Genomic DNA, 15,060 nt, shown 5'->3' on the forward strand with positions numbered 1-15,060 from the left:
TGAAGCCAGGCGTAAAAGCCACTGGGATGAACATCCCGCACCCGACAGAGCAGGCGAACAGGCCAGCAACAGGTGTTGTCGCGGATAAAGGCGTACCTCAGTCGGACAGTTTTGCGAAGTACGCCGCAGATTTTTTAATATGTCCCGTTCGTCAGTAACCCACTTCAGCTCCTTCTGGAGTCGGCGGATCTCGGCATGAGCATCTGACTGTTCTTTATTAGTCGATGAGTCCGGACCGTACTTCTTTATCCAGGCGTAAAGGCTGTGGGTGGTAATATCAAGACGTGTTGCAACGCTGGCAACAGAATAACTGCGATCAACAACCTGTTTGACTGCTTCAGCTTTAAACTCTTCGGGGTAACGCTTACCGCTCATGGGCACCTCTCTTCAAGTCATCTTAAATGACTCTGAGGTGTCTGTTAAACCCGTGGCGATTCATACAGCCGCGACTCGATTTCTTATGACTTTATCGTGCATTGCGAGTTAGAAACCGGCGCCAGTATTGCCTGGCTGCTTACCGGCAATGGCTCACAGTTCGAGGCGAAAGGCGCCGACGATCGCCAGAAAATCGAGACATTCACATTAAGTGAAGAATCGCTGGTCAGTACGGACACGATCACCATCTCAGGTCATTTTTTCAGCAAACCTTTTACCAGGCCGATCGCCGTACAGGCTGAGGGCAAACTGCATTTTATTGAGCAGGATGCTTCACTGTCCGACGGCGTGTGGTTAGTGGATATCGAAGGCGCGATCAGCATTCGTGAGCTGACGAAACTGCCGGGCAAAAAACTGCATGTTGCCGGCGGTAAAGTGGTATTTGAGTGCGGGATCGACGACATTAAGCCGCTGGGACGCGTGACAGGCGTTTATAGCGAGCCAGGTTAAGGCAGTCCGTAAAATCGGGCTGCGGCTGGATTTACGCGCTGCCCAGACCGGCGTCAGTCAACGCATTAGAAGACGCCGCCAAAGGCGAAGCGCGGGTTTATACGACCGAGGTTATATAAGCCGTGACAGGACGGTCCGCGCGTACGCCGCCCCATCTGTGATGATGCCAGATTCGGCTTTATTGTCAGTGGCGGTTTGCTGTTTTGTCCGGGCCAGTCAGAGCGCGTCAGGCCCTTCGCCGCTTTCGGCATGTAATTTTGTAACCGCCTTCAAAAAATTACCTAAAACTGGATTAGGATTATCTTTGGCGTAAACCAGGAAGTTAAGCGCCTGAATATTCACCTCCTCAATCTGCATAAACGTTACGTTGGCAAAGCCCAGCGTTTTTGACGAGGCGGGCACAATGGCGCAGCCCAGGCCCGCGTTAACCATGCCCAAAATCGTATGCGTTTGCGCCAGCTGGTATTTATAGTCCGGCGTAATTTGATGAAAAATAAACAGATCGGTAATGCGATCGTAAAAATAGCGCGCTTCTTCTTTGGCGTATAAAAAGAAAGGTTCCTGATTAAACGCCGTCAATGGGATTTTACGTTTGCGGGCTAACGGATGGTCGCTGGGAAAGGCGGCAATCAGGTTTTCGGCGTTTAGCGGCAGCCAGGCAAGTCGCGGATCGGGCGGAACATGACGCACAAAGCCAATATCCAACTGGTTATGCTGGATAGCGGCAATCTGCTTATTTGATACCAACTCATGCAGGTTAAAGGTGACGCCAGGCAACCTCTGCGCCATCTCCTTCAGCAAATTAGGAATAAATGCCCAGGAGAAAACGGCGGTAAATCCCATCGATAAGGTGCCCGTCTCGCCTGCGGCGCTCTGCCGCAGCGATAACGCCAGCCGATCGCTGAGCTTCAAAATCAGCCGCGCCTCTTTTAACAGCTGCTCACCCATGGCAGTCAGCTGCACGCGCCGGTTATTACGGGCGAAAAGGATGACGCCGAGGCTTTTTTCCAGCAGCTGGATTTGTCGGCTGAGCGGTGGCTGGGTCATGTTCAGGCGCGCCGCGGCCCGGCTGAAATTCAACTCTTCCGCCACCGCCAGAAAACAGTTCAGCTGATGCAGTTCCATGATTCAATTCTTATATCAATAGATGCTGTATTTATATTAGACAGGTATTACTGCTCCGTCCATGCTTGCCCTATCTCCCACTACCTGGACACGCCTGTGAAAGACGCTTTAGTTCATCTCTTATTAACCCAGCCGCTGCCGGATGCTATCGATCAACAGCTGGAGGCGAATTACGTTGTGCATCGCCTTTATCAGCAAACCGATCCCAACCGCCTGTTTGATGAGTTCGGGCCGCTTATTCAGGGCGTCGTGACCGGCGGTGCGAAAGGACTGGATAACGCGACGATGGATCGCTTACCTGCGCTAAAAATTATCGCCATTAGCGGGATCGGTACAGACGCGGTGGATTTAGTCCATGCCGCCCGTCGCAACATCGCCGTCACCACCACGCCTGGCGTCCTGACGGATGATGTCGCGGATATGGCCTTTGGCCTGCTGATCGCGACGTTGCGACGCATGAGCGAAGCGGAAGCGGTGCTGCGCGCGGGCCGCTGGCCGCAAACGCAGCTGCCGCTGGCGCACAAGGTAACCGGCATCAAATTAGGGATTATCGGTATGGGCCAGGTGGGGACGGCGATTGCCCGGCGCGCCGAAGCCTTTCGTATGGAAATCTCATACCACAGCCGAACGCCGCGTCCGGCGCTGCCGTGGCGCTTCGTTGAAGATCTGCACGCGCTGGCGCGTGAGGTTGACGTGCTGATGCTGGCCGCCTCGGCGGACGACGGCAAGGCGATCGTAACCGCTTCGGTACTCGACGCGCTGGGCGCCGAAGGCTTCTTTATCAATATCGCCCGTGGAAAGCTGGTGGACGAAGCCGCCTTGCTTGATGCGCTGAAACATCAGCGCATCGCCGGTGCCGGGCTGGACGTTTTCGTTAATGAACCGCACGTGCCGGAAGCCTTCTTTACGCTGCCGCAGGTCACGCTGCAACCGCATCGCGCCAGCGCCACGCAGCAAACCCGGCTGGAGATGGGAGAGATTGTGCTGCGCAATCTGGCCGCCTGTTTTAGCGGAGAAACGCCGCCTGATAAAGTCTGATTCGCGATGTGCTTACCCTACATAAAATAAGAGAGCGAGGTATCTATGAGCAGCAAGCCGCTTGATGTACCTGCCGACCACGCGCTACGCGTAGGCCGCCACCGTTACTGGATCTTAGCGTTAATCTTCATTATTACGGTGATCAACTATGCCGACCGCGCCACCATGTCGATTGCGGGTACCTCGGTAGTAAAAGAGTTGGGCCTCGATCCGCTGATGCTCGGCATGATTTTCTCCGCCTTCGCCTGGGCCTATGCGCTGGGGCAAATCCCCGGCGGCTGGCTGCTCGATCGCTTTGGCGCCCGGCGCGTTTATGGCGGCAGCCTGCTACTATGGTCGATATTTACCGCGCTGCAAGGCACCGTAGGCTGGATTGGTCTGACCGGCTCGCTGGCGGCGATGACGCTGTTTCTGATGCGCTTTATGCTGGGGCTGGTGGAGTCACCGGCATTTCCCGCCAATTCACGCATCGTGTCCTGTTGGTTCCCGACTCGCGAGCGCGGCGTCGCCTCGGCGCTGTTTAATTCCGGGCAGTATATGGCGGTGGTGGTATTTACCCCCATCATGGCATGGCTGACCCACTCGCTCGGCTGGGAACATGTGTTTCTCTGGATGGGCGCGCTGGGAATTGCACTCTCATTTGTATGGTTCGCCTTTTATCGCGAGCCGCATAGCGATCCGCGCTTAACGAAAGAAGAAATGGCGCTGATGAAAGAGGGAGGCGCGCTGGTCGATCTGGAAGCGGATCGCAAAAAAAACGCGCGGCCAACATCGCTGCGCGAAATGAAGTGTTTGTTCAATAATCGTAATCTGTGGGCCATCTACCTGGGTCAGTATTGCATTACCGCCCTCACCTACTTTTTTATTACCTGGTTCCCGATCTACCTTATTCAGGGACGCGGAATGACCATTATGCAGGCGGGCTGGGTGGCGGCATTGCCGGCCATCTGCGGTTTTACCGGCGGCATTCTCGGCGGCTATCTGTCAGACGCCCTGATACGCCAGGGCATGCATCCTTCACGGGCACGTAAAACGCCTTTCGTCATTGGCATGAGCCTTTCAACGCTGCTGGTATTCGCCAACTTTGTCGACAGCAACAGCGCTGTGATCGCTCTGATGGCCATGGCGTTCTTCGGCAAAGGCTTTGCTGCTGTAGGCTGGGCTGTGCTTTCAGACGTGGCGCCGAAAAATATGATTGGGCTGTGTGGCGGCGTCTTTAACGGCATCGGCAATATTGCCGGGATCATTACGCCGCTGGTGATTGGTTATGTGGTGAGCGTGACGGGTTCCTTTGCGGATGCACTATGGTTCGTCGCTGCCCACGGCGTGCTGGCGGTCGTGGCTTATCTGATCATCGCCAACCGCTTTGAGCGCGTTCAGGCTACGCCTGTGCAGCCGTAAACCACCTTTCGCCCTTACCGCCTGCTGGCGGTAAGGGCGTTAAACACAGCGGCATTTATCCAGCAGGCCGTCGCCTGCTCATCAACGCTTCCCGCCGCGGCAAAATACCCTCGCTTATCACCTCTGTTTAGCCGATTGAAAAATCGCCAACCACGTATGATGTTTCTCAGCAAAGTTCTGTGTCCGCCGGAGTGAATATGTCTGAGAAAGATCCTGTTGTTGAACGTCTGTCGCTGGAACTGCTGGCGCTGCGTCAAATTGTTCAGATGCTGATTACGTTTGGCAACGTGCCCACCGGCGGCAAGCTGAATAAGTACCTGGAAAACCTGGCGAATGAGGTTGAGCATCGTGATGCCCGCGAAGCGAACAAAGCTATTGCCGATGTCATCCGCACCTATATTCGCTCTTAATACACGCAATTAGCTTTAATTCTGACCCCGCAGCAGTGCAGGTTAGCTGCTGCGGTTTTTTCTTTTCTGCTGCCGTTATGTCAGCGTGTCCGCCGTCGGCTTTACGTTTTCCGGCATCAACGTTGTTCGGTTACGCCCGCTGCGTTTTGAGATAAACAGCTGTTTATCCGCCGCAGAAACCAGCCGGTTAAAAGCATCATTAACGCTCACACCTGCCAGCTGTCCGCTCGCCACGCCGATGCTTACGGTGACGGCAACGGCATTGCCGCGCAGCATAAATTTTTGCTGCATAATGCATCGCCGGATCCCCTCCGCCTTTTCCAGCAGCTGGGTCTCATCAAGATCGAACAGCAGCACTAAAAACTCTTCGCCGCCGAACCGGCATACCAGCCCCGACTGATCCACCGTTTGCTGCATACGCTGCGCAACATCAACCAGCACCGCATCGCCCGCATCATGGCCGTAGTTGTCATTAATGGCTTTGAAATGGTCAATATCGATCAGCAGTACGCTCGCCCGACGACCACGCAGCGCCTGCGCGCGCTCCAGCTGATGCAGGCGATCGTACAGGCCGGAACGCGAAAACTGGCGGGTAAGGAAATCGTGGTTAGCACGCAGCGTCAGCTGATGATTAAGCTGCCGAATGGCATCCATGCTGACGGCGACAATCAGTGGGCTAATAGCGACCGTCGCCACGCCCAGCCGCGCCGAGGCCAGATGGCTAAGTGGCAACAGGCTGTCGTCGCCCTGGATATTCATAACGCCATGGACGACCAGAATGATTTCAGTAATGCCGGTTAATAATGTCAGCCCGCTGGTCAGCCAAAGCGGGTAACTAATCGCACACCAGATTAGCGCCGGAACCGGAAAAGAGAGGCTGCCGCCGCCGCCAATAATAACCGCGGCGCCAATTGACATCCCCAGCATTAAAACTGGCCAACAGCGCTGGCCGTGGCCCAGCGAGGAAAGCAGCGTCGAGCGGCGCGGCAGCGTCAGCAAAAAAGGCAGCAGCAGCACGCCGGTGGAAAACTGCTCGCTGAACCAGTCGCTCCATGCGGGCAGCAGTTGTTCATTAAAGCGTAATCCCTGCGCCAGCGCGCCCCAGCTGGCGCACATCACCGACGCCAGCAGACAGGCGGGAAAAATGCTTAGCGCGCTTTTTACTCTGCCGGAAGCGTTGATCAGTCCAGCCCGCGGGTTCAGCATCGAAACGGCGACCAGCATAAAGACAATATTGGCGCCGTTAATGGTAAACGCCGGGATCGCCCAGCCGGAAAATAGCGTGTCGTTGAACACCATGGCGCCGTAGCATACCAGGTAATAACGCGGACGGTGCAGCCAGGGGAAACGAACAAAAATAGCGGTTAACAAGGCGTTTATCGGCCAAAACAGCGATAGCTCAGCGGGCTGGCGCAAATGGCCGCCAATAAAACAGAAAAAGGCAGTAAAGAAAAACAGGATAAAGAAATTTCTGTGCGGTTTATCTTTATCAAGAAGCGCAAATTGCATAGCCGAACGTACCTGTTACGTTGCTCTTGCCGCCGTCTGTTCCTCAATTGGCAGCATGGTCGGCGGCATGTTTCGTCGTGCCAGCATTCATCTGGCGCAGCGCGACATCTTATCATGGCCTGCGAAGGCGTCAGGATGAATCTTCTTCATCGTATAAAGCAAAACAGGCACTCAATGAGCGCCTGTTTTTATTTAAGCCATTGGAGGTTTATTTTACCGCCACCGGCCACTGGTTCAGGCGGATACCGCGGCGCGGTGCCTTTTCGCCAAACTCTTTCAGCACCGCTTTAACATCGGGATCAAGATAATCAACGTTATCGTGATCGACGATGACTACGCTGTTTTCTGGAATCTCATCCAGCAAATTTTGTAATCGCGGGTTGTTCATAAAAGTCAGGTTCTGCTGCAGACGCAGCACGTAATGGTCTTCATAGCGTGTAAGCTGCAGCGCGTTACGGTGGCTTTTATAAATGCTGTAGAGAATCTGCGTAGCAATGCCCAGCCCGATACCGGCCAGCATCCCGAAAGCGATAATGCCGATGATGGTGGTGATAAAAGGCACAAACTGCTGCGCGCCCATGCGTATTTGCTCGATAAAAAGGCGCGGGGTCGCCAGCTTATAGCCGGTATAGAGCAGCACCGCCGCCAGGCTGGCCAGCGGAATGACATTCAGCAATTCGCTAAACCACAGGCCGCAGATTAACAACAGCACGCCGTGCAGCAGAATCGATAGCTTGCTCTGAGCGCCCACGCTGACGTTGACCGAGCTGCGCACGATTACCGCCGTGATCGGCAAAGCGCCAAGGAAACCGGCCAGCGTATTGCCGATCCCCTGAGCCAGCATCTCTTTGTTCGGCGACGGCGGCGGATTTTGCGGACGCAGCTTATTCAGCGCCTGCTGGCTGAGCAGCGTTTCGAGGCTGGCAACCAGCGCCAGGGTGACGGCCACCACATAGACGGAAGGATTACGCCACGCCTGCCAGTCAGGGCTCTCCAGCTCGGCGGTCAGCGCGCTGATGCTGTCGAATTTCGGCAGGGAAATGCGCGGCAGGTTGGCAATCATTTCAGGCTGCAGCCGATCGCCGAATACCGTCGCCAGACCGCCAACCAGTACGGCGATCAACGGCCCAGGTATCCAGCTCAGCGCTTTAACCTTTTTTATCACCGGCGTCGTCCAGAGCCATAAAATCAGCAGGCCCACCGCCGCTACCCCTATCGCCGACGCGGAAAAGCTGAATTCGCCGCTAAATAAGGCGCTCAGCTCGCTGTCGCCGCTGGCGCCCAGCGCCACCGGGATCTGCTGCATAATCAGTAGGATACCGATAGCCGCCAGCATCCCTTTAATCACGCTGCCGGGAACCAGCGAAATAAAGCGTCCGGCGCGCAGCATGCCTAAGCCAATCTGAATGATGCCCGCCAGCACCAGTGCGAGTAAAAAGGCGGAAAACGAACCTAACGAAGCAATAGATGCGATTACAATCGTCACCAGACCCGCCGCCGGGCCACTAACGGCGAAGCGCGACGGGCTACAGGAGGTGACAACCAGCCCGCCAATCACGCCGGTTAGCAAACCGACGAACGGCGGCAAGCCGCTGGCCTGCGCAATGCCCAAACAGAGCGGCAGAGCCACCAGAAACACGACAAGGCCGGCAGGAAGATCCTGCCGAAGCGTCTTTAGATTCATGGTGATGTTTCCTCTCCAGATTGCTGAATTAACTCGGTTAAATGTCCTGACTGGAGGTCATAAACGCAGCCGAACAGATCCAGTTCTTTACCGTTACGCCAGGCCTGCAGCACCGGCGCGCTGGCGACCAGACAGCTAAACTGCGCCAGCACATTCGCTTCAATCAGCCGGTTTAAACGCGTCTCGTCCGCCTCGCCCGCGGCATGAAACGTTGCAAGCCCGTCCGTGAGCGCAGCGCGCAGCGCCGCAATACGCCGTGAGAGCGCGGAATCTTCCTGTGCCAGCGGGCTTTCAGGCAGCGCGACGGCGGCCTGTACGCCGCCGCAGCCGTAGTGTCCGCACAGCACAATGCGTTTGACTTCAAGGTATTCCAGCGCGTATTGCAGCACGCTCATAAAATTATCGTCATCGGTCAGCACCATATTGGCGATATTACGATGTACAAAGAGTTCGCCCGGATCGGCGCCGGTCAGCACTTCCGCCGGAACCCGGCTGTCAGAACAGCCAATCCATAGCGAATGGGGCTTTTGCTGATGCAAATAGCGTTCAAAATAGCGCGGATTGCGCTGCGTTTTTTGTAAAGCCCAACTACGGTTTTTGGCTAACAGGGGTTTTAAGGTCGTCAACGTCGTCGTCTCCATTCGGATAAATACAGGCAAGCCTGGGCGACAGTGAAATCATCAGGAAATATCGGAAGGCTTTAATTAAAGCGCCGATAAAATAAGTAGTGCCACTTTTGATAATAAGTAAGTGACCTTTAAAAAACAATTAAGCAACATTATTGCCAACTGTAATCTTATCTAAATCCTGTGTATAGATTAGGTAAATAGGATTGTTAACCATTGCAATTTCAATAATTTATACCTGCAATTAAAAACATTTAAAATCAAACAGTTAACTATTTTAATTAACAACTTTATTATGAATAACCTGCCTGTAAAAAGGGGAATTAAATAGACGCAAATCTCATAAATAGCCTGGCATCTCAATTTTACTTTTCGCCAAACTGGCTTTTTCAGGTCATAAGAAAAAACAATGAAAACACAATAAACGCCGGTCCTGATTGAATATGCCGATGTAATTAGTCACGCACGAAATTAATTAAAGGCTTTATTTGTTTGGCTGGCGTGAAAAATATTGCCGATCTCGCCATTTCCTGTTTCAGCAGTAAACTCTTTGCGTTTATTTACCTAACGCCAGGCAACAGGCTGTCATAAAAGCGATTAAAACCGACGTTCAGTGCATCCCTGCTTTCTGACCTTTTCTGGCCCGACGGCGGCCTGTATATTCAGATATCCCCGTTTCGTCCTGCCTGATGGCGGGCGTAGCCTGGCTTTTACTACATTCTTTGCAGGGGTGAATGATGCAAAAGGGTTCTCCGGTTCGAACGTCCGATCTGCTCGCCTCGCTTGGCTGGCTGAAACACGCCTTTTTACCGGCTGGCGTGCTGCCGCCAGAGGAGACCGCCTGCGGTCATCAACGACACAGCGCAACGGTGGTGATGTCTGAAGCCGCCTTTCCGCGTAAGCAGTGCGAGGCGGACGGCGTTATAGCGATCGATTCGCGTCCGGTTGCAGTTTATACCGCGGATTGTCTGCCGGTGCTGATTGCGGATACGCGTCGGCACCATGTCGCCGCCGTTCATGCCGGCCTGAAAGGCACGCTGGCGGGCGTATTGCAGCAGGCGGTAGCTAAACTGCTCGATTTCGGCGCCACGCCGCAAAGCCTGGTTGTCGCGATTGGTCCAGCGATCGCACCCTGCTGCTATGAGCTGGGTGAAGATATGTTGGGTAAGATAGCGGGTAATCCGCTGGTCAGCGCGCCGCGCTGGTTTTCTGCACAGCCGCATAATGAACGTGCCGTTCGGCCACAGGCGCAGGCGACGCAGCACGGGATCTGGTTTGATCTGCCGGATCTGGCCCGGCAGATGTTGCTGGCTATGGGTATTCCGGCAGCGCAGATTGATGTCCTGCCGGTTTGCACCTATTGCAGCGCCGAACCGCAGTCGAGCTATCGGCGCAATTCGCACGTTTCTGACGGCTACGCCTTACGTTATTCATGGATTCAGCGGCGGGAGTAACATTCTCGCCTGCGCGGCCCGGCTTACCGGTTGACCCTGTGTCCGGTAAGCCAGCGAGTAAGACGCCATCAGGAAGAACGCGCCTTCAGGCGCGGGGAAGCAGATCGTTACTGTATTTGAAGAGTTCATTATCGGAACGCAGACCCAGTTTTCTTAACGCCGACTGTTTTTGGCCGCTGACGGTTTTACGGCTACGTTTAAATTTGATGGCAATTTGCGACACGCTCATGCCATTAAGGAAGCAGCGGATCACTTCGACTTCACGCGGACTCAGCAATTTCACCTTTTCGTACAGGCTGCCCTTCTGGCTGTTACCCGCCAGCGGACTGCGCGCCTCCTCATCAATAACGTATAAACCTTCAATTTCATACGCCATATCGCGTGAAAGCCAGTTACGTCCTTGTCCTACCTGACGAATCGCCAGGATCATTTCGCTCATATCCTGACTTTTGCCAATAAAGCCTTTTACCCCCGCATTCAACACCATTTTTACCACTGCCGGACTTTCCATTGCGGAGGAAATAAGAATGTTCAGCCCGGGGTAATGGTTACGTAGCTGTTTGATTAATGCCAGGCCATCCAGTTCGCGCTCACCTAATAAAAAATCGAGAACCAGAACATCAAGATGTAAATCGGGCAGCTCGCCAAAGAGCTGCTGGCTGGAGCCAAAAGCTTTCACTAACTTCATGTCTGATTCGGCATTAATACAGATTTCAAACGCCGTCCGAATCATGGGATGATCGTCCAGTAGCGCTACCCGTAAAGGCCGGGCGATGGTTTTTGTCATCTCTTCACTCCTTGAATCATATCGATGAGTAGGCGCACTAATTAATATGCTGAAGCACCGCCTCTTGCGATGCCTAATAGGTTTTGCCAGTTTTTTATTAAAATTTAATAGTAATTTATTGTGTGTTAATCGCGTTGATTTATATACATCTATAACACTACTTAGTTAACCGCTGAATGTTACCGGTTCCCGTTAGTTGGTTTGTCGGCTAAACAGCCTGTTAACGCCAGGCGCAATGTAAAACTTGAGACAATTCCCGTTACTTTTAGCATAAAAAGAAACGTACCGATAGCCCGTTTCGACTCAGAAATGGTTGAGAAAAAAAGCGTAAATCCTGCTGCTCAACACAAGAAACGTCTCAAAATAATTTTGGCATCGCCGAGGTTCTATGTTTTACTAAGGAAAAATTCTATTATTCTCAGTAAAATCGTAAAATAAAAAGCATCCCTCATAAGAAGTTACTTCCCGCCAAATTTTAAGTATTTGTAAAGCTCAATTTCAGGACGATGTTGATGACCAAAAGGAACTTATATATTTACCTTTCTTTATTTATTCTGCACTTTTCCGTTTTGGCTCAGCCACAGGAATTAACGCTTCACGTTAATACAGATATTGTTGTTCCCCAAGAAGCTGAAATTAAAGAATTAGAGAATTTTACTTATCCCAGGCTGCTGCGTATTGGCGTGCCCGGCTCGTCACGTCCCCCCATTTATAACAAGCTGGAAGCGGGCAAATTTGAAGGCGTTTCTGCTGATTATCTGGGCGCATTAAAAAGAATGCTGGATGCTGAAGTACAAATCAAAATTTACGCTACGCCAGATGAAGCTCTTCACGCTCTGAAAAACCACCAAATCGATATGTTGGCTTTCTATAACCCGCATCTGCATGGCGCTGATGGCGTTATCGCCACAACGCCGTGGCTGCTGGATTATCCGGTGATCGCCCAGCGCGAGCGCGCCCCGGTTAAATTTAACCATGCGGTTCAGCCGGTGCTGGCCTGGGCCGACGCGCCCGGTTTTCGCCAGCAGCTACAGCGCTATTTTCCTCATGCGCGTCTGCAGCATTATCAGAATACCGAAATGGCGCTGGCCGCCACCGCCTTTGGCCAGGCGGACGCCATGTGGGGCAGCGCCGCCAGCATCGAGTTTATACGGCGCTACGGCTACAGCAATCAGGTTAGCCTGTCGGCAAATCATGCCCTGCCCGATATGAACCTTTCGTTTGGTGTAGATGCGTCGCAGCCGGAGCTGGCAAAAGCGATCGATATCGCGCTGCAAAATATTCCTCTGGCTGGACGTATGCGCATTGCCGTACGTTGGGGGCTCGATTCGGCCTTTGTGCTGAAAGCGCATCCTTTGATGCTCAATGCAGATGATGAGATATGGCTACGCCAGAATCCGGTTATTCCGGTGGTCACAGGCTGGAATATCGCGCCACTGGTGGTTGAAAATCATGATAACCAGCCGGAAGGCATTGAAGCGGAACTGCTGCAGCTGATCAGCGAGCGCACCGGCTTTAAATTTGTTTATCCTGAGCCTTTCGCAGTACAGGACAATAACATCGTCGCGCTTAATCTTGCTGAACTGCTGCCGGAGCAGCCCGATCCCAACCTGCTCTACTCCCGGCCTTATATTGTGACGCCCTGGGTAATGGTGCAGGAAAATAATGATAAGCCGGCGTTTTCCCTTTCCCAGCTGCACGATAAAAAATTAGCGATAGAAAAAAGCAGCCCGGTACGCTGGTGGTTAAAGCAGCACTATCCCAATTACCGGCTTCATCTGGTCGAAAATTCGCAGCAGGCCTTTGAGCTGCTCGTTAAAGGGGAAGTCGATGCGATTATTCAGCCCAAGCTGATCGCCGATTACCAGCTAAATAATCACTATTCCGGCTACCTGAAAATTACCCGTACCGTTGGCGATAAGCCTGCCCGCTTTGTAATGACCACGCAGCGTGAAAATGTTGAGCTGATGAACATCATCAACAAAGCGCTGCTCAGTATTTCGCGTAATACGCAGGAAAAAATCGTGCTGCGCTGGCAGAACGCCCGTTACGCAGACGGTGAAAGCTACTGGAAGCATTACCGCAGTACCTTAATTAAGGCAGCGTTGGTTATCGGCCTGCTGACGCTGCTGGTGCTGCTGTGGAATCGTCATCTGCAACGCATAATTCGCGAGCGTACCCGCGCCGAGCAGACCTTAAAAAATCAGTTAACTTTTACCAACACTTTATTCGATGAGTCGCCGGTCGTCATGTATGTTCGCGATCGGAAAATGCATCTGCTGCACTGCAACAAAGCTTACGTCGATTTTCTGCATATCCCGCGCGAGCGGCTGCTGGGTTCGCCCCTTGCAGAGCTGCCTGCGGGATTCGCACCGGAGCAGAGTTTGCAGGATATTTACGAGCGGACATTTCGCGAAGGGAAACCGCTGGTACAGGATCTCAAGCTGCACTATCGGGGACGCGATTACTATACGCTGCACTGGACGCTGCCCTACCGCAATCATGAGGATAATATTGTCGGCATTATCGGCGGCTGGCTCGATATTACCGAGCGCTATGAATTGCTTACCGCGCTGGAGAAAGCCAAGGAAGAAGCCGATCGCGCCAACGAATTTAAAAGCCGCTTTTTGGCCAATACCAGCCATGATATTCGCACGCAGCTACATGCCATTATCGGCCTGCTGGAGCTGGAGATGCGCCGCTCGCGCAGGCCGCTGGGGCCCAATATTACCGCCGCCTATGAATCCGCTACCGCTCTGCAAAGCCTGATAGGCAACGTGCTGGATCTCTCCAAGATCGAATCGGGTATTTTCAAGCCTGAGCCCGCGCCAACCAATCTGGTCACCATTGTTGAGCAGCTGTTTACGCTGTTTCACAGTAAGGCTAAAGCGCTCGGCCTGGCCTTCAGTAAGGTTATCGAGGTTGAGCAACCCTGCGTGCTGATTGACGCCACCATGTTTAATCAAATCGCCGCCAACCTGCTGAGCAATGCGCTGAAATTCACTCAACAAGGCAGCGTGGAAATTGCGCTATTGCAGCAAAACAGCGCTGCGGACAATCGCGGCGACTACATTTTGCGCATTAGCGATACCGGCTGCGGCATCGGCCCTCACGAACTGCATAAAATTTTTGAGCCGTTTGTGCAGGCGGGCGACAGGCAGAGCCAACAGGCGGGCACCGGCCTTGGCCTGAGCATTTGTCGTCATCTGGCGCATCTGCTGGAAGGGGAAATCAGCGTCGAAAGCGAAGCCGAGGCGGGCTCGGTGTTTTCGTTCTGCTTCACTGCCCCGCTCTGCGAAGAAGCGACCTCCGCTGCCGCCGACATCAAACAGCCCGATCCTCACAGCGCCAGACATATTTTGATTCTGGAGGATCATGCCCCTAACCGCCTGCTGCTGGCGCAACAGCTAAAATACCTGGGGCACCGTGTCACCGAAACGGAACGGGCGTCGCAGGCGCTGGCCTGTTGGGAACAGCAGAAAAATGCGATCGATCTGATCATTACCGACTGCAATATCCCGGATATGGACGGCTTTACCTTCACCCGCAAACTGCGTCAGCGCGAAGTGGAGCTGCAGCTGAAACCGGTAGTGATTATTGGCCTGACCGCATCGGCGGAAAAAACTATCCAGCAAAACTGTCTTGATGCCGGTATGAATCACTGTCTGTTTAAACCGGCCAATATCGAAACGCTGAGCAGCTTTATCTCCACTTCCGTGCCTGCTGACGCCTTACCGCTGGCGGGCAATGGCCTGCTGGAGCAGCTAAGCCAGACCGATCCCGCCGCCTGCGGCAAACTGATTAAAAGCGCTATCGACAGCCACCGCCAGCTGGCGGATCAGCTTCAGCAGTGTCAGCAGCACCAAGAAATGACGACGCTGGCGCACACGCTAAAAGGTGGCGCGCGCCTGCTTAACGCTTCACGGCTGGAAAGCCTGTGTCAGCAACTGGAAAACAGCGAAAGCGATGATGACGACCTTGATATGCTGCAGGAGGAGATCCTGAATGAGGTGCAGGTGTTGGAAGCGGCGTTGCTGACCCGTCTGCAATCGCTCAATCTTTTTTAACCGCCTGCGCGATCTGCCTTTACGGGCCGTCCGGCTTTTTAACAGCGGGCGGCCCTTCTGCCACAGATTTTTGA

Annotated in this window: 11 protein-coding genes and 2 pseudogenes; 7 read left to right on the plus strand and 6 right to left on the minus strand. The window is 53.5% G+C overall.

Features of this window, described 5'->3' with window-relative positions:
* Positions 1–375 (minus strand): annotated as a pseudogene (locus tag P3C52_RS12575) (transposase); the annotation flags it as partial.
* 75 nt (positions 376–450) lie between these two features.
* Here P3C52_RS12575 and P3C52_RS12580 point away from each other — a divergent pair.
* Together P3C52_RS12580 and P3C52_RS12585 are read left to right on the plus strand one after the other, a co-directional pair.
* Positions 451–522: pseudogene (locus P3C52_RS12580) on the plus strand (helix-turn-helix domain-containing protein); the annotation flags it as partial.
* A 45-nt stretch (positions 523–567) separates the two neighbouring features.
* Entirely contained in the window at positions 568–885 is a 318-nt protein-coding gene (locus tag P3C52_RS12585; protein ID WP_275555409.1) for a Repressor protein CI, read from the plus strand.
* Positions 886–1,101: 216 nt separating this feature from the next.
* On the opposite strand, the gene P3C52_RS12590 is transcribed toward P3C52_RS12585, so the two are convergent.
* Entirely contained in the window at positions 1,102–2,010 is a 909-nt protein-coding gene (locus P3C52_RS12590; RefSeq protein ID WP_275555334.1) for a LysR family transcriptional regulator, read from the minus strand.
* A 96-nt stretch (positions 2,011–2,106) separates the two neighbouring features.
* Between P3C52_RS12590 and P3C52_RS12595 the strand changes: the two genes are divergently transcribed.
* The 3 genes from P3C52_RS12595 (at position 2,107) to P3C52_RS12605 (ending at position 4,859) form a co-directional block, all read left to right on the plus strand.
* Positions 2,107–3,048 carry a 2-hydroxyacid dehydrogenase gene (locus P3C52_RS12595; RefSeq protein WP_275555335.1) on the plus strand — a complete coding sequence of 314 codons (942 nt, stop codon included), beginning with the start codon at positions 2,107–2,109 and terminating at the stop codon, positions 3,046–3,048.
* A 45-nt stretch (positions 3,049–3,093) separates the two neighbouring features.
* Positions 3,094–4,449 (plus strand): MFS transporter, encoded by a 1,356-nt coding sequence (locus tag P3C52_RS12600; protein ID WP_275555336.1) that lies wholly within the window; start codon positions 3,094–3,096, stop codon positions 4,447–4,449.
* Positions 4,450–4,646: 197 nt separating this feature from the next.
* Positions 4,647–4,859, plus strand: a complete 213-nt coding sequence (locus tag P3C52_RS12605; RefSeq protein ID WP_275555337.1) for a hypothetical protein — start codon at positions 4,647–4,649, stop codon at positions 4,857–4,859.
* Between the two features lie 75 nt (positions 4,860–4,934).
* On the opposite strand, the gene P3C52_RS12610 is transcribed toward P3C52_RS12605, so the two are convergent.
* The 3 genes from P3C52_RS12610 to P3C52_RS12620 form a co-directional block, all read right to left on the minus strand.
* Entirely contained in the window at positions 4,935–6,368 is a 1,434-nt protein-coding gene (locus tag P3C52_RS12610; protein ID WP_275555338.1) for a sensor domain-containing diguanylate cyclase, read from the minus strand.
* A gap of 208 nt (positions 6,369–6,576) precedes the next feature.
* Positions 6,577–8,052: a SulP family inorganic anion transporter gene (locus P3C52_RS12615; protein WP_275555339.1), complete on the minus strand. Its 1,476-nt coding sequence runs from the start codon at positions 8,050–8,052 to the stop codon at positions 6,577–6,579.
* Positions 8,049–8,678, minus strand: a complete 630-nt coding sequence (locus P3C52_RS12620; RefSeq protein ID WP_275555340.1) for a carbonic anhydrase — start codon at positions 8,676–8,678, stop codon at positions 8,049–8,051. The genes P3C52_RS12615 and P3C52_RS12620 overlap by 4 nt, the downstream gene beginning before the upstream one ends.
* A gap of 737 nt (positions 8,679–9,415) precedes the next feature.
* On the opposite strand from P3C52_RS12620, the gene P3C52_RS12625 reads away from it, so the two are divergent.
* Positions 9,416–10,132, plus strand: coding sequence for a polyphenol oxidase family protein (locus P3C52_RS12625; RefSeq protein ID WP_275555341.1), 717 nt, complete (start codon positions 9,416–9,418; stop codon positions 10,130–10,132).
* Positions 10,133–10,217: 85 nt separating this feature from the next.
* Here P3C52_RS12625 and P3C52_RS12630 read toward each other — a convergent pair whose 3' ends face one another.
* The gene (locus P3C52_RS12630; RefSeq protein WP_275555343.1) at positions 10,218–10,919 is read right to left on the minus strand and encodes a response regulator transcription factor; all 702 of its coding nucleotides are present in this window, start codon (positions 10,917–10,919) and stop codon (positions 10,218–10,220) included.
* A gap of 512 nt (positions 10,920–11,431) precedes the next feature.
* Between P3C52_RS12630 and P3C52_RS12635 the strand changes: the two genes are divergently transcribed.
* Positions 11,432–14,986, plus strand: a complete 3,555-nt coding sequence (locus tag P3C52_RS12635) for a transporter substrate-binding domain-containing protein (protein ID WP_275555344.1) — start codon at positions 11,432–11,434, stop codon at positions 14,984–14,986.
* The last annotated feature ends 74 nt before the right edge of the window (positions 14,987–15,060 follow it).

It is taken from the genome of Mixta sp. Marseille-Q2659 (assembly GCF_940807255.1).
GTDB lineage: Bacteria > Pseudomonadota > Gammaproteobacteria > Enterobacterales > Enterobacteriaceae > Mixta.